The organism is Franconibacter pulveris (genome assembly GCF_056780215.1).
In genome coordinates, this window is record NZ_CM165555.1 from 1,597,150 (window position 1) to 1,620,788 (window position 23,639).

Consider the following 23,639-nt stretch of genomic DNA (forward strand, 5'->3'; position numbering starts at 1 on the left):
CGTTGCAAATGCGCCATAACCTCTCGCGATATCTCGCAGACTTACTTTTTTCTCGCTGACATCTTCTCACCGCCCAATCAGACTGCCTGCAGATAAGGAGGTCGTCATGATTGCTCTTCCTGCACTGTGCGTTTGCGTGATACTTGGAACGCTACCGCTACTGTTTCTTCCTGTGCTACCTGCCGAAGGGATAGCCGTTACCGGGGCGTTACTGGCATGCATCGGCTGCCGCTGGTTGCCCGGCAGAATGAAATTCGCCGCCTTTGCCACGTTGTTTTTCTGCTGGGCGGTGCTTGCTGCCAGAGAACTCGTCTGGCCTTTCAGTTCGCTTTTGACTGGCAACCAGCACGTAGAGGCTGTCGTCATCCGTACCGATGGCGCAACAGAGCACCAGGTAGCGATTAACAAACTTAATAACCGATGGATTTTTCCATCGGTGGGCGTAATGCTGCGTGGTAGTTATTTGCCTGAACAAGCCTGCGCCGGGCAGCGGATGCGGATGACGTTGCGGTTGCGCCCGGTGCACGGTCAGTTGAACGAAGGCGGCTTTGATAATCAGCGCTACGCACTGGCGCAACGTTTGCCGCTTACTGGTCGCATCATTGATGCGCAAATTATCAGCGGCGACTGCAGCTTGCGAGCGAGGTATATCGCTTCCGTAAGCGCTTCGCTTACTTCGTATGTATGGCGGGACGTTATCCTCGCGCTGGGGTTTGGCGAGCGCCTCACGCTCGGCCCGGAAGTTAAAATACTGCTGCGTAATACCGGAACCGCACATTTGATGGCGATATCAGGGTTGCATATCGGTCTTGCCGGGTCGCTCGGTTGGTTGCTGGCGCGTTTGCTGCAACTTTTTTTGCCGGCGCATCGGATAGGCTATCGGTTTCCGCTACTCATGCTGCTGGTCAGCGCTTCGGTTTATACGTGGCTGGCAGGCAGTAATCCGCCAGCCGTACGAACGCTGGTCGCCATGTTCATCTGGAGCCTGCTGCGCCTTAGCGGCCGGAACTGGAACGCATGGCAAGTCTGGTTATGTTGTGTGGCGGGCATTTTATTTATTGAACCGACCGCTGTACTTTCAGAAAGCCTGTGGTTATCCGCCTTTGCGGTCGCTGCGCTTATCTTTTGGTATCAGTGGATGCCATTCACGCTAAAGCCAGCAAGATCCTGGTTGCGCTTTCTGCTGGAACTGGCGCATTTACAAGTGGGCATTACGTTACTGCTAATGCCCATTCAGCTTGTACTTTTTCACGGTGTCAGCCTGACGTCGCTGGTTGCAAACCTGGTAGCCGTGCCTGTCATTACCTTTATCGCAGTACCGCTTATCCTGACGGGAATGGCGATAAACCTTACCAGCTGGCAATGGGCAGAGCAGGGGATATGGCGGCTTACCGATACGCTATTACAAACACTGTTCAACTTTTTGCGCTGGCTGCCCGAAGGATGGCTTGATGTGGATGAGCGTTATCGCTGGCTGGCGTTGACGCCGTGGCTTTGCATCGTGCTCTGGCGCTTGCGCTTTCATTTTTTCTCGCCAGTGCTCGCCGCCGCCGCGATCGCGCTACTGGCAGCGCCGCTCTGGTGCGTGCATAAAAAGTCGGACTGGTCGCTGCATATGCTTGATATAGGCCATGGGCTGGCGGTGGTCATCGAGCGCAACGGTAGAGCAATGCTCTATGACACGGGAAACGGCTGGCCAGGCGGGGACAGCGGCCTGCAGACCATCATCCCCTGGCTGCGCTGGCATAATCTGCAACCCGACGGCGTTATTCTTAGTCATGAACACCTTGATCACCGCGGCGGGCTGGAAAGCTTATTACGCGTCTGGCCTAAGCTTATGGTTCGCAGCGCGCTGGGTTGGGCCCGCCATCAGCCCTGCTGGCGCGGCGAAACATGGCGCTGGGAAGGGTTGCATTTTACGGCGCACTGGCCATTGGCTGGTGCTGTTCAGGCAGGTAATAACGGCTCTTGCGTCGTGAAGATAGATGATGGGCGCAACAGCGTATTGCTGACAGGGGACATTGAAGCTCCGGCGGAGTTGGCTATGCTAAAAAACTACCGTCAGGCGCTGCGTTCGGAAGTGCTGGTAGTGCCTCATCACGGCAGCAGGACCTCTTCCAGCGACACGTTGTTGTCTATGGTTGACGGGAAAGCGGCGTTGGCCTCTGTATCGCGCTATAACGCCTGGCGTTTGCCATCAGTGAAAGTAACCCGGCGTTATGCCCGGCATGGCTATCGGTGGCACGATACGGCGCAATCGGGTCAGATAACGGTGTTTTTTTCACCAGAAGGCTGGCAAATAAAAGGGTTACGCGAGCAAATTTTGCCCCGCTGGTATCATCAGTGGTTTGGCGCACCTGCGGATAACAGGTAGAATATGCGGCTATTTCAACAAATGCTGGTTTTATGAATGCATAACGATAAAGATCTTTCCACGTGGCAGACCTTCCGCCGTCTCTGGCCCATTATCGCGCCTTTTAAAGCGGGGTTGATAGTGGCGGCGGTGGCGTTGATCCTCAACGCCGCCAGCGATACTTATATGCTGTCGCTTCTCAAGCCGTTGCTGGATGAAGGTTTTGGCAAAACAGACCGCTCTGTGCTGCTATGGATGCCGCTGGTTGTGATAGGATTAATGCTTCTTCGGGGTATAACCAGTTATATTTCAAGCTATTGCATTTCATGGGTGTCGGGAAAAGTGGTAATGACCATGCGCCGCCGCCTGTTCAATCACATGATGGGCATGCCTGTCGCTTTCTTCGATAAACAGTCTACCGGTACGCTTCTCTCCCGCATTACTTATGATTCCGAGCAGGTCGCCTCTTCGTCATCCAGCGCGCTGATTACCGTAGTGCGTGAAGGCGCATCGATTATCGGCCTGTTTATCATGATGTTTTATTACAGCTGGCAGCTTTCTCTAATCCTTATTGTGCTGGCGCCTATCGTTTCTTTTGCTATTCGCGTTGTTTCAAAGCGTTTTCGCAGCATCAGTAAAAACATGCAGAACACGATGGGACAAGTCACCACCAGCGCTGAACAGATGCTGAAAGGGCATAAAGAGGTGCTGATTTTTGGCGGTCAGGAGGTAGAGGCCGATCGTTTCGCCAAAGTCAGCAACAAAATGCGTCTGCAGGGGATGAAAATGGTTTCCGCCTCTTCCATTTCCGACCCTCTGATCCAGCTTATCGCTTCGCTGGCGCTAGCCTTTGTGCTTTACGCCGCAAGTTTCCCGAGCGTAATGGAGACGTTAACCGCAGGGACCATCACCGTTGTCTTCTCATCCATGATCGCGCTCATGCGTCCGCTGAAATCGCTAACGAACGTTAACGCGCAGTTCCAGCGCGGCATGGCTGCCTGCCAGACGCTGTTCGCTATTCTGGATAGCGAGCAGGAAAAAGATGAAGGTACGCGCGTCATTGAGCGTGCAAAAGGCGATCTGGAGTTTCGCCATGTCACTTTCACTTATCCTGGACGTGATACCCCCGCGCTTCGCGATATCAACCTGACTATCCCGGCGGGGAAAACCGTGGCGCTCGTTGGTCGTTCCGGCTCAGGCAAATCCACCATTGCCAGTCTCATTACCCGTTTTTACGATATTGATGACGGCGAAATACTGATGGACGGGCATGACCTGCGTGAATATACGCTCTCCTCCTTGCGTAATCAGGTGGCGCTGGTCTCGCAAAACGTGCATCTGTTCAACGATACCATTGCAAACAATATCGCTTACGCCCGTACGGAAGCGTACAGCCGTGAAGATATCGAAAAAGCGGCGCGTATGGCCTATGCGATGGATTTCATCAATAAGATGGATAACGGCCTGGATACAATCATCGGTGAGAATGGCGTACTGCTGTCTGGCGGGCAGCGCCAGCGTATCGCGATTGCCCGGGCACTTTTGCGCGATAGCCCAATCCTTATCCTGGATGAGGCGACTTCCGCGCTGGATACCGAGTCTGAGCGCGCCATCCAGGCGGCGCTGGATGAACTGCAAAAGAACCGTACTTCGCTGGTTATCGCGCACCGACTCTCTACCATTGAACAAGCTGATGAAATCGTGGTGGTGGAAGATGGACGTATTGTTGAGCGCGGCAACCATGCGGCGTTGCTGTCTCACGGCGGCGTTTACGCTCAACTTCACAAAATGCAGTTCGGCGAATGATTGAACGTATCTGGTCCGGTCAGTCGCCGCTCTGGCTGCTGTTATTGCCGCTCTCCTGGCTCTATGGCCTGGTGAGCGGCCTCATCCGGTTAAGTTACCGGCTGGGTTTACGCACCGTCTGGCGTGCGCCGGTACCGGTAGTGGTAGTGGGGAATCTGACAGCAGGCGGCAATGGCAAAACCCCGGTCGTCGTCTGGCTGGTGGAGCAGTTGCAGCAGCGCGGCGTACGCGTTGGCGTGGTGTCGCGCGGTTATGGCGGTAAAGCCGCACAGTATCCCCTGCTGTTAACCACGCATACCTCTACCGCCGAAGCGGGCGACGAACCGGTGCTTATCTTTCAGCGCACGGGAGCGCCTGTCGCGGTTTCTCCGGTACGGACCGATGCAGTAAAAGCACTACTGGCCGAGCATCCGCTGCAAATCATTATTACGGATGATGGGCTCCAGCACTACGCTTTAGCCCGGGACAAAGAGATTGTCGTAATTGATGGCGTGCGTCGCTTTGGCAATGGCTGGTGGTTGCCGGCAGGCCCGATGCGCGAGCGAGCAGGGAGGCTTCGCAGTGTGGATGCGGTTATTACAAATGGCGGTGAGGCGCATCAAAGCGAAATCGCTATGGCGCTTAAGCCAGGCCTTGCCATTAATCTGCTGACGGGTGAAAAGCGTTCAGTCGATAGTCTGCCGCAAGTCGTTGCGATGGCGGGTATCGGTCATCCGCCGCGCTTTTTCGCAACGCTTGAACAGGCGGGCGTGCAACCCGTAAAAACCATCAGCCTTGCCGATCATCAGGCTCTGACCGAAGCGCAGGTCGCTTCGTTTATTAACGAAGGGCAGACGCTGGTGATGACGGAAAAAGATGCGGTAAAGTGCCGTGCGTTTGCGCATCCAGACTGGTGGTACTTGCCGGTTGACGCCGCGCTCGCCCGTCCGCAGGCTGATAAACTCGTGGATTCTCTGCTCTCTCTGGTGCGCTAGCCTGAATATCGGCTTCGTACCTTTTCTGACAGGAAGCCGATGCTATGACCCAAATAAATCTTTCGCTGCGCGCGGCGCGGCATCTACACCTTGCAGCGCAAGGGCTGTTGAAAAAGCCCCGCCGTCGCGCCCGGCCTGATGATATTCTCGCCACCGTTTCCCGCATGTCGCTGCTACAGATAGATACGATAAATATCGTCGCACGCAGCCCTTATCTGGTGCTTTTCAGCCGTCTTGGCAGCTTCCCGAATGTGTGGCTTGACGAGGCGCTGGCGCGCGGCGAGCTGATGGAGTACTGGGCGCATGAAGCCTGCTTTTTGCCGCGCAGCGATTTTGCGCTGGTGCGTCACCGCATGCTGAACCCGGAAAAAATGGGCTGGAAATATCGTCCGGAATGGATGGAGGCGCATGCGCAGGAGATTGCGCAGTTAATAGAGCATATCGAGCAGAACGGTCCTGTTCGCTCAGCGGATTTTGAGCATCCGCGCAAAGGCGCAAGCGGCTGGTGGGCCTGGAAACCGCATAAAAAACATCTGGAAGGCTTATTTACCGCCGGCAAGGTCATGGTCGTGGAGCGGCGCAACTTTCAGCGGGTTTACGATCTGACTTCCCGGGTTCTGCCGCACTGGGATGATGCGCTGCATCTGATTGAACAAGCGCAGGCTGAGGTAAAAATGTTGGAAAACAGCGCCCGTAGCCTCGGTATTTTTCGCGCCGACTGGTTAGCGGACTATTATCGCCTGCGCAACGTTAATATCCGACCGCTTCTGCAAGCGTGGCAGCGAGAAGAACGCATCGTAGAGGTAGACGTCGAGCGGCTTGGCACGATGTGGCTGCATCAATCGCTCATGCCGCTATTGCCGCAGGCGCAGGAGAATAAACTCAACGCTACGCACAGCGCGGTGTTGTCGCCCTTTGATCCAGTCGTCTGGGACCGCAAGCGCGCCGAGCAGTTTTTTGATTTCTCTTACCGCCTGGAGTGTTATACCCCGGCGGAGAAACGCCAGTATGGCTATTTTGTCCTGCCGTTGCTGCATCAGGGGGCGCTGGTGGGGCGAATGGATGCCAAAATGCATCGCCAGCGCCAGCAGCTTGAGGTCATTAGCCTTTATCTGGAAGAGGGCGTTAAAGCTTCCGCCGGACTACTGGCTGGGTTAGAAAATGCGATCGGCGATTTTGCCCGCTGGCAGGGGGCGAAGCAGGTTATTTGCGGCTCGCTGCCTGCGGCGCTGGCGTCACGCTGGAATAAGGAATGGGAAATTGACGCGGCGGATAAAACGCTTGTGATATCCTCTGGGCATTAATATTCCGCGTTATCAGGAGGAACTATGGATCATCGTTTACTGGAAATCATCGCTTGCCCGGTTTGTAACGGCAAACTCTACTTTAATCAGGAAAAACAGGAACTCATCTGTAAGGTGGACAGCCTGGCTTTTCCGCTGCGCGACGGCATTCCTGTTTTGCTGGAAAATGAAGCCCGCTCGCTGACTGCTGAAGAGACAAACCCATGAGTTTCGTCGTTATCATACCTGCCCGCTACGCCTCCACGCGTTTGCCGGGCAAGCCGCTGGTGGATATTAACGGCAAGCCGATGATTGTGCATGTGCTGGAACGCGCTCGCGAATCTGGCGCTGAACGCATTATCGTCGCCACCGATCATGAAGAGGTGGCTCGTGCAGTGCAAGCCGCTGGTGGCGAGGTGTGCATGACGCGCGCCGATCACCAGTCTGGCACCGAACGGCTGGCTGAGGTAGTGGAGAAATGCGGCTTCGCGGATGATACCGTCATTGTTAACGTACAAGGCGACGAGCCGGCGATTCCGCCAGCTATCATCCGCCAGTTGGCTGATAACCTGACCAAAAGCGCGGCCGGCATGGCGACGCTTGCCGTTCCCATCGACTCCGCGGAAGAAGCATTCAACCCGAACGCGGTGAAAGTCGTGCGCGATGCTGAAGGCTATGCGCTCTACTTCTCCCGCGCCACCATTCCCTGGGATCGCGACCGCTTCGCGCAATCGCGGGAGAGTATTGGCGATACGCTGCTGCGCCACATTGGTATCTATGGCTACCGCGCCGGGTTCATTCGCCGCTATGTTACCTGGCAGCCAAGCCAGCTTGAGCGCATTGAGATGCTTGAGCAACTGCGCGTGCTCTGGTACGGCGAAAAAATTCATGTGGACGTCGCGCAGGAAGTGCCGGGCACGGGCGTCGATACACCAGAAGACCTCGAGCGTGTTCGTAAAGCGATGCGATAAAAAAACCGGCCACAGGGCCGGTTTTTTATCGTCGGGGCGAGGCGACCGGCAACGTCGTAAAAGGCTTAATCTCTTTTAATACGAACATGCTTTGCATCGCTTTAATGCCCGGCAGACGGCGCAGCACCGACATGGCGAAATCGGAATAGGCGTCCAGGTTTTGCGCTACCACCTGCAGCAGAAAATCGGCGTCGCCGCCGATGCTGTAGCAGGCCACCACATTTTCCAGCTCCATAACCTCCTGTTCGAATTTGCGCGCTTGCGCTTCGCTGTGGCTGTCGATGCTGACGCGAACAAAGACCATTACCCCAAGGCCGATTTTACGTCTGTCCAGCGCGGCGTGATAACCCTGAATCACTTTCTCTTCTTCAAGCTTGCGTACCTTACGCCAGCAGGGCGAGGCGGAAAGATTTACCGCCTCGGCCAGCGTCTGGTTGGTCATACGGGCGTCTTTTTGTAACAGCGTCAGCAGCGCGATGTCAGTCGGCGTTAAATCAGATTCGGACATATATTTCTCTTTATCGGCTTTTGTGGGAATTTTTTACCTCATTGAAGAAAAAGATAACAACATAAGGTCAGTTTTACCCGCTTTTCTGCGGCACACTGTCTCTCTCCTGAACGCGATCAAAAGACTTTAAGGATAACGAGATGAAATTCGATGCAAGCCTGCACAAATGCGCCATCATCGTAGAAAAAACGTTAAGCCCCGGACTCGCTATCAATGCGGCAAGCGTTATTGGCGTGAGCCTTGGCAGACAGGTGGAAAATCTTGTCGGGCCGGAAATGCAGAGCAAAGATGGCGTGGTTTATCCGGGCGTGATTTATGCCCCATTGCCCATTTTGCTGACGCAGGAGGAGTCGCTCACTACTACGCTGTCCCGCGCCTTAGCCGACCCCGATATTCTGGTTATGCCTTTCAGCACATTAGCGCAGTCTTGCAAAACATACGAAGAGTATGGCGAGCGGATTGCCCAGGCGCGGAGCGAATCCATTGACCTTGCGGCGGTGGGCTTGCTTGGCCCCAAAAAGAAGATCAATAAGCTCACTGGCCATCTGCCGCTGTATCGTTTAAGCGCTAATCTGCCAGGTTCTTGATCTCATCAGATGACATCCGCCTAAAGGACGCCCATTATAAAAAGTACCAGTCTTTATAAGGGTAACGGAAAATGGAGCAACTGCGCGCGGAACTGAGCCATCTGCTGGGCGAGAAGCTAAGCCGTCTGGAGTGCATAACCGAGAAACCGGATACGGCGCTCTGGTCGCTGTATGACAGTCACGGCAATCCAATGCCGCTGCTGGCAAGAAGCTTCACTACGCCCGGGCTGGCAAGGCAACTGGCCTGGAAAATCTCTATGCTAGCGCGCTCCGGCACGGTGCGCATGCCGGTGGTTTATGGTGTCATGACGCATGAAGAGCACCCCGGGCCGGATGTGCTGCTGATGGAAAGACTGCGCGGCGTGCCGGTAGAAGCGCCTTCCCGCACCCCGGAACGCTGGGAGCAGCTCAAAGATCAGATTGTCGAGGCGCTGCTTGCCTGGCATCGGGTCGACAGCCACGGCTGCGTGGGCAACGTCGACAGCACACAGGAGAACATCTGGCCTTCATGGTATCGTCAGCGCGTCGAAGTGCTCTGGAGCACCCTGAATCAATATAAAAACACTGGGCTGACGATGCAGGATCGCCGTATGCTTTTTCGCACACGCGAATGTCTGGACGAGATGTTCGCCGGTTTTAGCGATAACTGCGTGCTGATACATGGTCATTTCAGCCTGCGCAGCATGCTGAAAGATGCGAGAAGCGATCAACTGCTGGCGATGGTCAGCCCGGGCGTTGTCTTATGGGCGCCGCGCGAATATGAGCTATTTCGCCTGTTCGACACGCCGCTGGCGGAAAGTCTTTTCTGGCATTACCTGCAACGGGCGCCGGTGGCGGAATCTTTTCTCTGGCGGCGCTGGCTTTATGTGCTGTGGGACGAAGTGGCGCAGTTGCTGCAAACGGGCCGCATGAACCGCGCCGCCTTCGATACCGCCTCGAAATCACTGCTCCCCTGGGTCGCCTGACGCCCCCTTCAGCCATTGCCAGATCCTGCCAAGCGTCTCGTAACCTACCCGGTCGCTATGCATCAGCCATAGCGGCGAGGGAAGCGCTCTCTCCCAGGGATTGAGCGGCGATTCTACCGCCATCTGGTTTGCTGGCGCGGGGATAGGCTTCAGCCCCTGATGCTGGAAAAAGCGCATTGCTCGCGGCAGATGCGAGGCGGAGGTCACCAGCAAGAAAGGCTGCTGGCCGATAGCTTTCGCCACGGCGGCCGCTTCGTCTTCCGTATCCCTTGGCGTATCAAGCGTAATGATATCGCTGCGGGGAACACCGAGGCTTTCGGCAACGCGAGCGCCTGCTTCGGCAGTGCTTACCGGGTTAGTCACTGCCGGCGCGCCGGTAAACACCAGCTTCGCGCCAGGGTTGGCATGCCACAGCCGCACCCCTTCGGTTACGCGCGGTAGGCTGTTATTAATCAGGTTTGAGCTTGGCGCCCACTGCGGGTTCCAGGTATAACCGCCTCCCAGTACCACCACATAATCCACTTTTTCTTCGCCACGCCAGGTAGGATAGGCGCTTTCAATCGGCTTAAGAAGGCCGTCCGCGACCGGTTGCAGGCTAAGCAGAAACAGCGCAAGCCAGCTTACGGTCAGCAAACCCTTAGCGGTTCTCTGCCAGCGGCTCCACCACAGCAGCGCCAACGCCAGCGCCATGACCAGCAATAAGAAGGGAAGGGGCAGCATCAGGCCGCCAAGATATTTTTTCAGCGTAAACAGCATGGGTGCGGTTCCTTTTTTAACCATACGGCAGGCAAACGCCCGCGATCTTACACCGAATGGGTTCATTCTCCTCACGGCTATGACAAAATAGCGCCTTTGTCGAAAACCTTTTTTGGGTGGAGTTGTACCTATGCGGGATCGCAATTTTGATGACATTGCCGAAAAATTTTCGCGCAACATATACGGTACAACAAAAGGGCAACTGCGCCAGGCGATCCTCTGGCAGGATCTTGACGCGCTGTTTGACCGCCTGCCGCAACGCCCGCTGCGCGTCCTTGATGCCGGCGGCGGAGAAGGGCAAACTGCCTGCCGCGTGGCGGCGCGGGGCCACCAGGTTGTGCTTTGCGATCTCTCCGCTGAGATGCTTGCCCGCGCGCGCCTGCATGCGCAGCAGCAAGGTGTGAGCGAGAACATGCATTTTGTACAATGCGCCGCTCAGGATGTGGCTGAACATTTAGAATGCCCGGTTGATCTGATATTGTTTCACGCTGTGCTCGAATGGGTGGCGGAGCCGAAAGTGGCGCTGGAGCGCCTGTGGCATTGTCTCGCCCCCGGCGGCGCGCTCTCTTTGATGTTCTATAACGCGCATGGCTTGCTGATGCATAACATGGTGGCGGGCAATTTCGCCTATGTGCAACAAGGGATGCCCAAAAAGAAAAAACGCTCCCTTTCACCGGATTATCCGCGTGAGCCGCAGCAGGTCTATCGCTGGCTTGAAGAGATTGGCTGGCAGATTACCGGCAAAACCGGCGTACGGGTTTTCCATGACTACCTGCGTGAAAAACATCAGCAGCGCGACGAGTACGACACGCTGCTTGAGCTTGAAACGCGTTACTGCCGACAGGAGCCCTGGGTTAGCCTGGGCCGCTATATCCACGTCACTGCGTTTAAGCCGGAGATCCAAGGATAAACTATGAGTACTTTTTCCCAGACAGTCCCCGAACTGGTTGCCTGGGCCAGGAAAAATGATTTTTCCATCCAGCTTCCGGTTGACCGACTGGCTTTTCTGCTGGCGGTGGCCACGCTTAACGGCGAACGTCTGGATGGCGAAATGAGCGAAGGGGAGCTGGTGGACGCGTTTCGTCACGTCAGCGACGCGTTTGAACAGACCACGGAAACGGTAACCCAGCGCGCGAACAACGCCATCAACGATATGGTGCGCCAGCGCTTGCTCAACCGTTTCACCAGCGAACAGGCGGAAGGAAACGCCATTTACCGTCTTACGCCGCTCGGTATCGGTATTACCGACTACTACATCCGCCAGCGCGAGTTTTCCACGCTGCGTCTTTCCATGCAGCTTTCCATTGTAGCCGGCGAGCTGAAACGCGCCGCGGATGCCGCGCAGGAAAACGGCGATGAGTTTCACTGGCATCGCAACGTTTATGCGCCGCTTAAATATTCCGTCGCGGAAATTTTCGACAGCATCGATTTAACCCAGCGCATCATGGATGAGCAGCAGCAACTGGTGAAGGACGATATCGCGCAGTTGCTTAATAAAGACTGGCGCGCGGCTATCTCCAGCTGTGAACTGCTGCTGTCCGAAACCTCCGGCACCTTGCGTGAACTGCAGGATACGCTGGAAGCGGCTGGCGATAAGCTGCAGGCAAACCTGCTGATGATTCAGGAGGCGACATTAGGCCGCGACGATCTGCATTTTATCGACCGGCTGGTTTTCGATCTGCAAAGCAAACTCGACCGCATTATTAGCTGGGGTCAGCAGGCCATTGACCTCTGGATTGGCTATGACCGCCACGTGCATAAGTTTATCCGCACCGCCATTGATATGGATAAAAACCGCGTCTTCGCCCAGCGTTTGCGCCAGTCGGTGCAGAGCTATTTCGACGCGCCGTGGGCGTTGACCCACGCCAATGCCGAGCGTCTGCTTGATATGCGCGATGAAGAGATGGCGCTGCGCGATGACGAAGTTACCGGTGAGCTGCCGCCGGATCTGGAGTTTGAAGAGTTTAACGAGATCCGCGAACAGCTCGCGGCGATGATAGAAGCGCAGCTTGAGGTCTTTAAATCCAGACAGCAACCGCTGGATCTCGGCGTAGTGATGCGCGACTATCTGGCGCAATTCCCACGCGCGCGCCATTTCGATGTGGCGCGTATCGTCGTCGACCAGGCCGTGCGGCTTGGGGTGGCGGAAGCTGACTTTACCGGGCTGCCGGCGAAATGGCAGCTCATTAATGATTACGGAGCCAAGGTACAGGCGCATGTCATTGACAAATATTGAACAAGTGATGCCGGTTAAGCTGGCGCAGGCGCTGGCGAACCCGCTGTTTCCGGCGCTCGACAGCCAGCTTCGCGCCGGGCGTCACGTTGGCCTGGAAGAGCTGGATAATCACGCTTTCTTGATGGACTTCCAGCACGAGCTGGAAGAGTTTTATGGCCGCTACAATGTAGAGCTGGTGCGCGCGCCGGAAGGGTTTTTCTATTTACGCCCTCGCTCCACGACGCTGATTCCCCGTTCGGTGCTTTCCGAACTCGACATGATGGTCGGCAAAATCCTTTGCTACCTCTATCTGAGTCCGGAGCGCCTCGCCAACGAAGGCATCTTCACCCAGCAGGAACTCTATGACGAGCTGCTGGCGCTGGCGGATGAAAGCAAGCTGCTGAAGTTAGTAAATAACCGCTCTACCGGCTCCGATCTCGACAGGCAGAAGCTGCAGGAAAAGGTGCGCTCTTCGCTCAACCGCCTGCGCCGCCTGGGGATGGTCTGGTTTATGGGACACGACAGCAGCAAATTCCGCATTACCGAATCCGTCTTCCGTTTTGGCGCCGATGTGCGCAGCGGCGACGATCCGCGTGAAGCGCAGCTGCGCATGATCCGCGACGGCGAAGCGATGCCGGTTGAGAGCAGTCTGCAACTCAACGACGAGAATGACGACAACCAGACGGAACGCGGAGAGGAAGAGAATGATTGAACGCGGTAAATTTCGCTCACTGACGCTTATCAACTGGAACGGCTTTTTCGCCCGTACGTTTGATCTTGATGAACTGGTGACCACGCTTTCCGGCGGCAACGGCGCCGGGAAATCCACCACGATGGCGGCATTTGTCACCGCGCTGATTCCGGACCTGACGCTGCTTCACTTCCGTAATACCACCGAAGCGGGCGCGACATCCGGCTCTCGTGATAAGGGCCTGCACGGCAAGCTTAAAGCGGGCGTCTGCTATTCGGTGCTGGACGTTATCAATTCGCGTCACCAACGCGTGCTGGTGGGCGTTCGCCTGCAACAGGTGGCCGGGCGCGACCGTAAAGTAGATATCAAACCTTTCGCTATTCAGGGCTTGCCGAGCAGCCTGCTGCCGACGCAGCTGCTGACTGAAACGCTGAATGAACGTCAGGCGCGCGTGCTGTCGCTAAACGAGCTGAAAGAGAAAATCGACGCGATGGAGGGGGTGCAGTTTAAGCAGTTCAACTCTATTACCGATTATCACTCCTTGATGTTCGATTTAGGCATTGTGGCGCGTCGCCTGCGTTCCGCTTCAGACCGCAGCAAATATTACCGCCTGATTGAAGCCTCGCTCTATGGCGGCATCTCCAGCGCCATTACCCGCTCGCTGCGCGATTACCTGCTGCCGGAAAACAGCGGCGTGCGTAAAGCCTTCCAGGATATGGAGGCGGCGCTGCGTGAGAACCGCCTGACGCTGGAAGCCATTCGCGTCACCCAGTCTGACCGCGACCTCTTCAAGCACCTGATTTCCGAAGCCACTAACTACGTGGCGGCGGACTATATGCGTCACGCCAACGAGCGCCGCATTCATCTCGACAAGGCGATTGAGTACCGACGCGAACTTTTCACCAGCCGTAAGCAACTGGTGGCCGAGCAGTATAAGCATGTCGATATGGCGCGCGAGCTGGCGGAACACGCCGGTGCGGAAGGTGACCTTGAGACCGATTACCAGGCGGCGAGCGACCATCTGAATCTGGTGCAGACCGCGCTGCGTCAGCAGGAGAAAATCGAGCGTTACGAAGCGGATCTCGACGAACTGCAGATGCGTCTGGAAGAGCAGAACGAAGTGGTGGCGGAAGCCGCCGAGCAGCAGGCAGAGAATGAAGCCCGCGCCGAAGCCGCCGAGCTTGAGGTGGATGAACTCAAGAGCCAGCTTGCCGACTATCAGCAGGCGCTCGATGTTCAGCAGACTCGCGCTATACAGTATCAACAGGCGCTGACGGCGCTTAACCGCGCGCGCGAACTGTGCCATCTGCCTGACCTTAACGCCGACAGCGCCGCCGAATGGCTGGAGACTTTCCAGGCGAAAGAGCAGGAAGCTACGGAAAAACTGCTGACGCTTGAGCAGAAAATGAGCGTCGTGCAGGCGGCGCATAACCAGTTTGAGCAGGCGTATCAGCTGGTGACGGCCATTAACGGGCCGGTCAGCCGCGCCGATGCCTGGAGCGTAGCCCGGGAACTGCTGCGCGACGCCAGCCAGCAGCGCCACCTTACCGAACAGGTGCAGCCGCTGCGCATGCGCCTTTCGGAACTGGAGCAGCGCCTGCGCGAGCAGCAGGAGGCGGAGCGTTTGCTGGCGGAGTTTTGCAAGCGTCAGGGCAGACATTATGAGCCGGACGAGCTTGAAGCGCTGCATCAGGAACTGGAAGCGCAAATCGCCGCGCTGTCAGACAGCGTTTCGCAGGCCAGTGAACAGCGTTTGACGTTACGTCAGGAACTGGAGCAACTGCAGGCGCGCATCAAGAGCCTGAACAGCCGCGCGCCAGTCTGGCTGGCGGCGCAAAACAGCCTTAATCAGATTAGCGAGCAGAGCGGCGAAATTTTCGAATCGGGCCAGCAGGTCACCGAATATCTTCAGCAACTGCTGGAGCGCGAGCGCGAAGCCATTGTTGAGCGTGATGAAGTCGGCGCCCGCAAGCGCGCGGTCGATGAGGAAATTGAACGCCTGAGCCAGCCCGGCGGCGCCGATGACGCTCGCCTGAATACGCTGGCGGAACGCTTCGGCGGCGTGCTGCTTTCAGAAATTTATGACGATGTGTCGCTCGACGATGCGCCGTACTTCTCTGCGCTCTATGGTCCTTCACGCCACGCTATCGTGGTGCCGGATCTTTCTCTGGTGCGAGAGCAGCTCGACGGACTCGCGGACTGCCCGGAAGATCTCTACCTGATCGAGGGGGATCCGCAGTCTTTTGACGACAGCGTATTTAGTGTTGAAGAGCTGGAAAAAGCCGTCGTCGTGAAAGTGGCGGATCGCCAGTGGCGCTATTCTCGTTTCCCGGAGCTGCCGCTTTTTGGCCGCGCCGCGCGTGAGAGCCGTATTGAAAGCCTGCATGCCGAACGCGAGTCGCTGGCCGAACGCTACGCCACGCTCTCTTTTGACGTGCAGAAAACCCAGCGCCTGCATCAGGCCTTCAGCCGCTTTGTCGGCCAGCATCTGGCGGTCGCCTTCGAAGCGGACCCGGAAGCGGAAGTCCGCGCGCTTAACACGCGTCGTAATGAAATTGAACGCGCCATCAGCCAGCATGAAAATGACAATCAGCAACAGCGCGCGCAGTTCGAACAGGCGAAAGAGGGCGTGGCCCAGCTTAACCGCCTGCTGCCGCGTCTGAACCTGCTGGGCGACGAGACGCTGGCCGACCGCGTGGACGAAATTCATGAGCGTCTGGACGAAGCGCAGGAAGCGGCCCGCTTTATTCAGCAGCATGGTAATCAGCTGGCGAAGCTTGAGCCGCTGCTTTCCGTGCTGCAAAGCGACCCGGAGCAGTTTGAGCAGCTTAAAGAGGATTATGAATACGCGCGCCAGGTGCAGCGTGACGCCCGCCAGCAGGCGTTCGCCCTGAGCGAAGTGGTGCAGCGACGCGCGCATTTCAGCTACAGCGATTCGGCGGAGATGCTAAGCGGCAACAGCGATCTTAACGAGAAGCTGCGCCAGCGGCTTGAGCAGGCGGAGGCGGAGCGCGCCCGCGCGCGCGACGCGCTGCGTACCCACGCCGCCCAGCTCAGCCAGTATCATCAGGTATTGGCATCGCTGAAAAGCTCCTTCGACACCAAAAAAGAGCTGCTGGGCGACCTGCACAAAGAGCTGCAGGATATCGGCGTGCGCGCCGATCCGGGCGCGGAGGAGCGCGCCCGTCTGCGTCGCGACGAACTGCATATGCAGCTCAGCAACAACCGTTCGCGCCGCAATCAGCTGGAAAAACAGCTGACGCTGTGTGAAGCGGAAATGGATAACCTGACTCGCAAACTCAAACGTCTGGAGCGCGACTATCTTGAAATGCGCGAACAGGTGGTAAGCGCCAAAGCGGGCTGGTGCGCTGTAATGCGTCTGGTGAAAGATAACGGCGTTGAACGCCGTCTGCATCGCCGGGAGCTTGCTTATCTTTCCGGCGACGAGCTGCGTTCCATGTCGGATAAAGCGCTTGGCGCGCTGCGTCTGGCGGTGGCGGATAACGAGCATTTGCGCGACGTGCTGCGCATGTCCGAAGACCCGAAACGTCCGGAGCGTAAAATCCAGTTCTTCGTGGCCGTTTACCAGCATCTGCGCGAGCGTATCCGCCAGGATATTATTCGCACCGACGACCCGGTGGAAGCTATCGAGCAGATGGAGATTGAGCTGAGCCGCCTGACCGAAGAGCTCACTTCGCGCGAGCAGAAACTGGCGATCAGCTCCCGCAGCGCGGCGAATATTATTCGTAAAACCATTCAGCGTGAACAGAACCGTATCCGCATGCTGAACCAGGGGTTGCAGAGCGTTTCCTTCGGACAGGTAAACAGCGTAAGGCTGAACGTGAACGTGCGTGAGACGCACGCCACGCTGCTGGATGTGCTTTCCGAGCAGCACGAGCAGCATCAGGACCTGTTCAACAGCAGCCGCCTGACCTTCTCCGAAGCGCTGGCAAAGCTCTATCAACGCCTGAATCCGCAAATCGATATGGGGCAGCGCACAGCGCAAACCATCGGCGAAGAGCTGCTCGATTACCGTAACTATCTTGAGATGGAGGTCGAAGTTAACCGTGGTTCCGACGGTTGGCTGCGTGCGGAGAGCGGGGCGCTGTCCACCGGCGAGGCTATCGGTACCGGTATGTCGATTCTGGTGATGGTGGTGCAGAGCTGGGAAGATGAAGCGCGCCGCCTGCGCGGCAAAGATATCTCGCCTTGCCGGTTGCTTTTCCTGGATGAAGCGGCACGTCTCGATGCCCGTTCTATCGCCACGCTGTTTGAACTGTGCGAGCGTCTGGAAATGCAGCTCATTATCGCGGCGCCGGAGAACATCAGCCCGGAAAAAGGCACCACCTATAAACTGGTGCGTAAAGTGTTCCAGAATCATGAACATGTTCATGTGGTGGGGCTGCGCGGTTTTGCCTTACAGCAAAACGAACCTGGCGAAGCGCTGGCTGGAACGGCCGATGTTTCCTGATAAGCCATAATCGGAAAAGCGGGCTGCGGCCCGCTTTTTTTGTAGCGTAAAATCTTTAATTATCTTTACATTTGGTCAGGCAAATGGTTTTTTCTCTTTATATACTGAAAATAAGTTTGCGGTTTGGCTCGCAAACCCAATGATGTGATTAAACAGGGGGCAAGGGATGGTGCTTAACAATATGCAACGGTTACGATGGTCGACGCTTAGCTTGTGCGTGGCCCTCGGTTTCGCTCCGCTGTTTAGTGTTCAGGCCGACGAGCCTGAAGTCGTGCCGAGTGACAGTACGGCGACCGCGGGCGTACAGCCGACAGCGCTTGCGCAACCGCTCGCCCAGGCTGCCTCGACGGCAATGATGGCTGGCATTCAACCTCTTAATGAGGGCATGTCCGCTGCGCAAAGCCGTTCACAAATCGAATCGCAATTGCCGGCGGGGTATAAACCGGTTTATCTGAACGCGCTCTCCGCGCTCTATGCCGCGCGCGAAATGAAACCCATGTGGGAAAATCGCGATGCGGTACAAGCCTTTCAGCAGCAGCTGGCGGAAGTGGCCATCGCGGGCTTCCAGCCGCAATTCACCGCCTGGATTGAGCAACTTACCGATCCCGCCGTCACGGGCATGGCGCGCGATATTGTGCTGTCAGACGCCATGATGGGCTATTTACAGTTCGTGGCAGGCATTCCCACCCAGGGCAACCGCTGGCTGTACAGCAGCAAACCTTATAAGGCGGAAACGCCGCCGCTTTCTGTTATCAACCAGTGGCAAACGGCGCTGGATAATGGCTCGTTGCAGGCGTTTGTCGCCTCGCTTGCTCCGCAGCATCCGCAATATGCCGCTATGCATGAATCCCTGCTGCGTCTGGTAGCGGACAACCGTCCATGGCCGCAACTGGTAAGCAAAGCTAAACTAAGCCCTGGCCAGTGGAGCAATGATATCGGCGCGCTGCGTGAAATTCTCCAGCGTAACGGCATGCTTGATGGCGGGCCGGAAATCGTGCTGCCAGGGGATGCCAGCGCCGATAACGCGGTAGTTAGCCCTTCCGCCGTTAGCGAAACGCCGCGCGGCGCGAAGTCGAAAGCGGCGCAAACCCGCGGCATTTACGATAGTGAACTTGTGGCGGCGGTAAAACGGTTCCAGAAGTGGCAGGGACTGGGCGCTGATGGCGTGATTGGACAGTCCACCCGCGACTGGCTCAACGTCAGCCCCGCGCAGCGCGCCGGGTTGCTGGCGCTTAACATCCAACGCCTGCGTTTGCTGCCTGGCAAACTCAACACCGGCATCATGGTCAATATTCCAGAATTCTCGCTGGTTTATTACCAGAACGGCACAGAGGTGCTGGCTTCAAAAGTGATTGTCGGCAGGCCGGACCGGAAAACGCCATTAATGAGCAGCGCGCTTAACAACGTGGTGGTCAATCCGCCATGGAACGTGCCGCCAACGCTTGCCCGCAAGGATATCCTGCCGAAGGTGTGGAATGACCCGGGCTATCTGGCGCGTCATAACTACACGGTGCTGCGAGGCTGGAGCAGTAATGCTGAGGTGATAGACCCCTATATGGTCGACTGGGGCACCATTACGCCGGGCAACCTGCCTTTCCGCTTCCAGCAGGCGCCGGGCGATCACAACTCGCTGGGACGCTATAAGTTCAATATGCCCAGTTCCGATGCGATTTACCTGCACGATACGCCGAACCATAATCTCTTCCAGAAGGATGTACGGGCGCTGAGCTCCGGCTGCGTGCGCGTTAATAAAGCATCTGAGTTAGCTAACATGCTCTTGCAGGATGCGGGCTGGAACGACACGCGGATTTCCACGGCGCTGAAGGAGGGCAATACGCGCTACGTCAATATCCGGCAGTCTATCCCGGTCAACCTTTATTATCTGACCGCCTTTGTCGGTGAAGATGGCCGTACCCAGTATCGTACAGATATTTACAATTATGATCAGACCGCGCGATCGGGCGCACAAATCTTGTCAAAAGCTGAAAAATTGATCCGCTAACTTCAGCGACGTCAAAAAGTTAAGCGTCAGAATAACGAGAAAAAAACGGGCCTGCATCGCTGCAAGGCCCGTTTTTACTGGGTTTCGCCTGTCTTGACGAGTTCTTCTACGACAGTTATGGTGCGCTCTCTTGCGCCAGAAGTGCATTAAACGATCACCCAGACTTGTAGACTTTTATCATGGATAATATTGACGCTAATCGCCGCAAATTGCTGGCGTTAGGTGGCGCTGCGCTGGGCGCGGCCGCTATCCTGCCGACGCCCGCTTTTGCAACCCTCTCGACGCCACGTCCGCGTATTTTAACGCTGAATAATCTCCACACCGGGGAGTCGATCAAGGCCGAGTTTTTCGATGGCCGGGGCTATATTCAGGATGAATTAGCAAAGCTTAATCATTTCTTCCGTGATTTCCGCGCGAATAAAGTAAAAGCCATCGACCCCGCTCTGTTTGACCAGCTTTATCGCCTGCAGGGACTGCTTGGCACTCGTCGACCGGTACAGCTAATTTCCGGTTATCGTTCACGTGATACCAACAATGAATTGCGCGCCCACAGCCGCGGTGTGGCAAAAAACAGCTACCACACCAAAGGCCAGGCGATGGACTTCCATATTGAAGGCATTTCGCTCAGCAATATTCGCAAAGCCGCGTTATCTCTGCGCTCAGGTGGTGTAGGATATTACCCCAGCAGTAACTTTGTGCATATTGATACCGGGCCGGTAAGGCACTGGTAAATAATACGGTTCCGGCGCGAGCCGGGTAAAGGAGCGGTATGAACCATCATATTATTCCGGTAACGGCGTTCGCGCAGAACTGCTCGTTAATCTGGTGTGAGGAAACAGGCGAGGCGGCGCTGGTGGACCCAGGCGGCGACGCGGCGCGCATTAAGGTGGAGGTGGCTTCCTGTAACGTCACCGTCAAGCAAATCCTGTTAACTCATGGCCATCTCGACCATGTCGGCGCGGCGGCGGAGCTCGCTTCGCATTACGGCGTACCGATTGTCGGCCCGGAAAAAGAAGATGAGTTCTGGCTGCAAGGCTTGCCGCAGCAAAGCCGAATGTTCGGTCTGGATGAGTGTCAGCCATTGACGCCGGACCGCTGGCTTAGCGAAAAGGATACGGTTAACGTTGGCAACATCACGTTACAGGTGCTGCATTGCCCGGGCCACACGCCTGGCCATATCGTCTTTTTCGATGAAAAATCGCGTCTGCTGGTTTCCGGTGATGTGATTTTCAAAGGCGGAGTAGGCCGCAGCGATTTTCCGCGCGGCGACCACGGCCAGTTGATTGACGCTATCAAGCGTAAACTGCTGCCGCTGGGCGATGATGTCACCTTTATTCCCGGACATGGCCCTGTATCCACGCTCGGCTATGAGCGTCTGCATAATCCGTTTTTGCAGGATGAACAGCCTGTCTGGTAACACAAAAAAAGGCCGCGTAATGCGGCCTTTTTTATGCGCGTTCGCTTACAGCACAGCGACAATCGCCTCGCACAGCGGCGCCATGTTATCCGGCGTCATCCCTGCCACGTTCACACGACCCGACGCCACAGCGTAAACGCCAAACTCTTCGCGCAGACGCAGCACCTGCTCTTTGGTCAGGCCGCTGAACGAGAACATGCCGTTCTGTTTGGTGATGAAGCTGAAATCGCGATCGGCGCCTTTTTCCGCCAGCGTGTTAACGAACAGCTGACGCATACGGTGAATGCGCTGACGCATGTCGGTCAGTTCCTGTTCCCAGATAGCGCGCAGCGCGTCGTTGCTGAGGATAGTCGCGACTACCGCCGCGCCGTGTGCTGGCGGGTTGGAATAGTTAGCGCGAATACAGGATTTCATTTGGCTGAATGCGCGGTCGGCGGTTTCCGCATCCGCAGTAACCAGCGTGCAGGCGCCTACGCGCTCGTTGTACAGGCCAAAGTTTTTCGAGAAGGAACTCGCCACGATAAGCTCTTTATGCAGCGCTGCAAACGCGCGCAGGCCTTCCGCATCTTCTTCCAGACCGCGGGCAAAGCCCTGATAAGCGAAGTCGAACAGCGGCAGCCAGCCTTTCTCAACGGAAAGCTTCGCCAGCTGTTCCCACTGTTCCAACGTCGGGTCGATACCGGTCGGGTTATGGCAGCAGCCGTGGAACAGCACCACGTCGCCAGCCTGCGCTTCCTGCAGGCTGTTGATCAGCCCTTCGAAGTCCAGCGCGTGGTTCTGCGCATCGTAGTAAGCGTATTCACGCACTTCCAGACCGGCGGAATTAAACACGCCTTTATGGTTCGGCCAGCTCGGGTTGCTTACCCATACGCGTTTTACGCTGGTGTTTTTAGCAAGAAAATCCGCTGCTACGCGAAGCGCGCCGGTGCCGCCTGGCGTTTGCGCCGTACGGGCGCGTTTATCATTGATAATGGCGCTGCCTTTGCCGAACAGCAACTCCTGGGTGCAGTGGCCGAATTCAGGAATACCGTCGATGCCGAGATAGTTTTTCGTGGTTTCGTTTTCCAGCAGATACTGCTCTGCTTTCTTAACGCTGGTCAGCACCGGCGTCTTGCCGGTTTCATCTTTATAAACGCCGATCCCTAAGTTGATTTTGCTGGGACGATCGTCGGCGCGAAAAAGGTCGGCCAGGCCCAGAATAGGGTCGGCAGGGGCGGCGGTAATATTCTCAAACATGACGGATTCCATTGTGATGTCAGAAGGGAAATTCGCTATCAGGTTAACGGGAGATTTACAAAATGCCAACCGTTTGCCCTGAAAAGTTAGCGGGATCGCAAAAGATAAACGTTTTTGCTTTCGCCCATAAAAAAACAGGGCCGAAGCCCTGTTTTTTCACTCTCAGACAACAAGGTTGTGCTGATTAGAACTGGTAAACTGCTGCCAGGCCCAGTTGGTCGTCAGAACCAACCCAGCCGCCGCCGGTGCGAGCAGCCTCATCTTCATCAAGCAGGTTGATACGGTAGTCAGCAGAAACGTTGAAGTTTTTGTTGAAGTAGTAAGTCGCACCCACTTCTACATATTTAGCCAGGTCAGCATCGCCGCCCGCAACGCCGGTCAGGTCTTTGCCTTTAGACTGAACATAGGACAGAGACGGACGCAGACCAAAGTCAAACTGATACTGTGCCATAACTTCGAAGTTCTGAGTTTTGTTAGCAACATCGTAAATGGTGTCGCTGCTGTCAGACAGGATGCTGGTATTACGCGTTTCAGCGTATACAGTCGCCAGGTACAGGTTGTTAGCGTCATATTTGGCACCAACAGCCCAGGACTCAGCGTTATCGCCTTTGCCATCTTCTTTCTGGCCAAGGGTACGGTTAGAGTTGCTGTAAGCACCGATTACGCTGAAGCCTTCGCCGAAATCGTAACCCAGAGAGTAACCAACGCCGTCGCCGTTGGCGCGACGCAGATCGGAACGCTCGTTTTTGCCCTGGTACTGTACGCCGAAGGACAGGCCGTCAACCAGACCGAAGAAGTTGCTGTTGCGGTAGGTCAGCAGGCCAGTAGAACGGCTGGTCATGAAGTTATCAACGTAACCGCCGCCCCAGGTTTCGCCAGACCAGGTCGGCGCCATATCAGTGAAAGATTCTACGTCGTAAACGATGCCGTAGTTACGGCCGTAATCGATGGAGCCTGCATCTGCAATTTTCAGACCAGCAAAAGCCAGACGAGTACGGTTAGCGTTATTCTGACCCTGCTCAGCTTCAGCAGCGCTGGCATAGGTACGGTATTCCCACTGGCCGAAACCGGTCAGCTGATCGTTAATCTGCGTTTCGCCTTTGAAACCCAACTGGGCATAGGTGGCGTCAGCGTTATTGGTGTTGTCGCCAGAAGTAACGAAATCGTGTTCAGCGTTTACTTTGCCGTACAGATCCAGTTTGTTGCCGTTTTTGTTGTAGATTTCTGCAGCGTTAGCTGCACCGGCTACCAGCAGGGCAGGGATTACCACTGCCAGAATATTGCGCTTCATCATTATTTATTACCCTCATTGGTTTTTATGAACACCTGCCACTGCCGTCAATAATTCTGTACGGAACTATTGATGAGAGTTTGGTGTCTTTCTGTGTCTGAAGGCATCTTTCC

The 23,639-nt window shown here is 56.1% G+C and carries 19 protein-coding genes; 15 read left to right on the forward strand and 4 right to left on the reverse strand.

Annotation, left to right across the window (positions count from 1 at the left end; genetic code table 11):
- Nucleotides 1-106: 106 nt before the first annotated feature.
- From ACU4F7_RS07570 to kdsB, 6 genes are read left to right on the forward strand one after another with little or no spacing between them, the layout of a single operon-like run.
- On the forward strand, nt 107-2,374 hold the full coding sequence (locus tag ACU4F7_RS07570; protein ID WP_481638363.1) for a ComEC family protein: 2,268 nt from the start codon (nt 107-109) through the stop codon (nt 2,372-2,374).
- Between the two features lie 36 nt (nt 2,375-2,410).
- The gene (msbA, locus tag ACU4F7_RS07575) at nt 2,411-4,159 is read left to right on the forward strand and encodes a lipid A ABC transporter ATP-binding protein/permease MsbA (RefSeq protein WP_024556998.1); all 1,749 of its coding nucleotides are present in this window, start codon (nt 2,411-2,413) and stop codon (nt 4,157-4,159) included.
- Nucleotides 4,156-5,133 carry a tetraacyldisaccharide 4'-kinase gene (lpxK, locus tag ACU4F7_RS07580; RefSeq protein ID WP_029592394.1) on the forward strand — a complete coding sequence of 326 codons (978 nt, stop codon included), beginning with the start codon at nt 4,156-4,158 and terminating at the stop codon, nt 5,131-5,133. The genes msbA and lpxK overlap by 4 nt, the downstream gene beginning before the upstream one ends.
- A gap of 44 nt (nt 5,134-5,177) precedes the next feature.
- Nucleotides 5,178-6,437 (forward strand): winged helix-turn-helix domain-containing protein, encoded by a 1,260-nt coding sequence (locus ACU4F7_RS07585; RefSeq protein WP_029592395.1) that lies wholly within the window; start codon nt 5,178-5,180, stop codon nt 6,435-6,437.
- 24 nt (nt 6,438-6,461) lie between these two features.
- Nucleotides 6,462-6,644, forward strand: coding sequence for a protein YcaR (gene ycaR, locus ACU4F7_RS07590; protein ID WP_024556995.1), 183 nt, complete (start codon nt 6,462-6,464; stop codon nt 6,642-6,644).
- Nucleotides 6,641-7,387, forward strand: coding sequence for a 3-deoxy-manno-octulosonate cytidylyltransferase (gene kdsB, locus ACU4F7_RS07595; RefSeq protein WP_481638364.1), 747 nt, complete (start codon nt 6,641-6,643; stop codon nt 7,385-7,387). The genes ycaR and kdsB overlap by 4 nt, the downstream gene beginning before the upstream one ends.
- Nucleotides 7,388-7,412: 25 nt before the next feature.
- Here the strand turns inward: kdsB and ACU4F7_RS07600 are convergent, their stop codons facing one another.
- Entirely contained in the window at nt 7,413-7,895 is a 483-nt protein-coding gene (locus ACU4F7_RS07600; protein ID WP_029592398.1) for an Lrp/AsnC family transcriptional regulator, read from the reverse strand.
- A 140-nt stretch (nt 7,896-8,035) separates the two neighbouring features.
- Here ACU4F7_RS07600 and ACU4F7_RS07605 point away from each other — a divergent pair, with 140 nt between their 5' ends.
- Together ACU4F7_RS07605 and ACU4F7_RS07610 are read left to right on the forward strand one after the other, a co-directional pair.
- Complete coding sequence (locus tag ACU4F7_RS07605) at nt 8,036-8,482, forward strand: DUF2000 domain-containing protein (RefSeq protein WP_029592399.1); 447 nt, start codon at nt 8,036-8,038, stop codon at nt 8,480-8,482.
- A gap of 71 nt (nt 8,483-8,553) precedes the next feature.
- Complete coding sequence (locus ACU4F7_RS07610; RefSeq protein ID WP_029592400.1) at nt 8,554-9,447, forward strand: YcbJ family phosphotransferase; 894 nt, start codon at nt 8,554-8,556, stop codon at nt 9,445-9,447.
- Here ACU4F7_RS07610 and elyC read toward each other — a convergent pair.
- Entirely contained in the window at nt 9,424-10,203 is a 780-nt protein-coding gene (elyC, locus tag ACU4F7_RS07615; RefSeq protein WP_029592401.1) for an envelope biogenesis factor ElyC, read from the reverse strand. The genes ACU4F7_RS07610 and elyC overlap by 24 nt on opposite strands.
- A gap of 130 nt (nt 10,204-10,333) precedes the next feature.
- On the opposite strand from elyC, the gene cmoM reads away from it, so the two are divergent.
- The 7 genes from cmoM to ACU4F7_RS07650 all read left to right on the forward strand — a co-directional run bounded on the left by cmoM (nt 10,334) and on the right by ACU4F7_RS07650 (nt 20,999).
- Entirely contained in the window at nt 10,334-11,113 is a 780-nt protein-coding gene (cmoM, locus tag ACU4F7_RS07620; protein ID WP_024556989.1) for a tRNA uridine 5-oxyacetic acid(34) methyltransferase CmoM, read from the forward strand.
- Between the two features lie 3 nt (nt 11,114-11,116).
- Nucleotides 11,117-12,439 carry a chromosome partition protein MukF gene (gene mukF / locus ACU4F7_RS07625; protein ID WP_029592402.1) on the forward strand — a complete coding sequence of 441 codons (1,323 nt, stop codon included), beginning with the start codon at nt 11,117-11,119 and terminating at the stop codon, nt 12,437-12,439.
- A complete protein-coding gene (gene mukE, locus ACU4F7_RS07630; RefSeq protein WP_024561464.1) occupies nt 12,420-13,130 on the forward strand; it encodes a chromosome partition protein MukE in 711 nt (236 codons plus the stop codon). The genes mukF and mukE overlap by 20 nt, the downstream gene beginning before the upstream one ends.
- Nucleotides 13,123-17,580, forward strand: a complete 4,458-nt coding sequence (gene mukB / locus ACU4F7_RS07635; protein WP_481638365.1) for a chromosome partition protein MukB — start codon at nt 13,123-13,125, stop codon at nt 17,578-17,580. Before mukE ends, mukB begins: the two co-directional genes overlap by 8 nt.
- A 166-nt stretch (nt 17,581-17,746) precedes the next feature.
- The gene (ldtD, locus tag ACU4F7_RS07640; protein ID WP_481638366.1) at nt 17,747-19,582 is read left to right on the forward strand and encodes a L,D-transpeptidase; all 1,836 of its coding nucleotides are present in this window, start codon (nt 17,747-17,749) and stop codon (nt 19,580-19,582) included.
- Nucleotides 19,583-19,761: 179 nt separating this feature from the next.
- Entirely contained in the window at nt 19,762-20,313 is a 552-nt protein-coding gene (gene mepK, locus ACU4F7_RS07645; RefSeq protein WP_024556984.1) for a peptidoglycan L,D-endopeptidase MepK, read from the forward strand.
- A 38-nt stretch (nt 20,314-20,351) separates the two neighbouring features.
- The gene (locus ACU4F7_RS07650) at nt 20,352-20,999 is read left to right on the forward strand and encodes an MBL fold metallo-hydrolase (RefSeq protein WP_024556983.1); all 648 of its coding nucleotides are present in this window, start codon (nt 20,352-20,354) and stop codon (nt 20,997-20,999) included.
- 45 nt (nt 21,000-21,044) lie between these two features.
- On the opposite strand, the gene ACU4F7_RS07655 is transcribed toward ACU4F7_RS07650, so the two are convergent.
- Together ACU4F7_RS07655 and ACU4F7_RS07660 are read right to left on the reverse strand one after the other, a co-directional pair.
- Nucleotides 21,045-22,235 (reverse strand): amino acid aminotransferase, encoded by a 1,191-nt coding sequence (locus tag ACU4F7_RS07655; RefSeq protein WP_029592406.1) that lies wholly within the window; start codon nt 22,233-22,235, stop codon nt 21,045-21,047.
- Nucleotides 22,236-22,419: 184 nt separating this feature from the next.
- Nucleotides 22,420-23,529 carry a porin gene (locus ACU4F7_RS07660; RefSeq protein WP_481638367.1) on the reverse strand — a complete coding sequence of 370 codons (1,110 nt, stop codon included), beginning with the start codon at nt 23,527-23,529 and terminating at the stop codon, nt 22,420-22,422.
- Between the last annotated feature and the right edge of the window lie 110 nt (nt 23,530-23,639).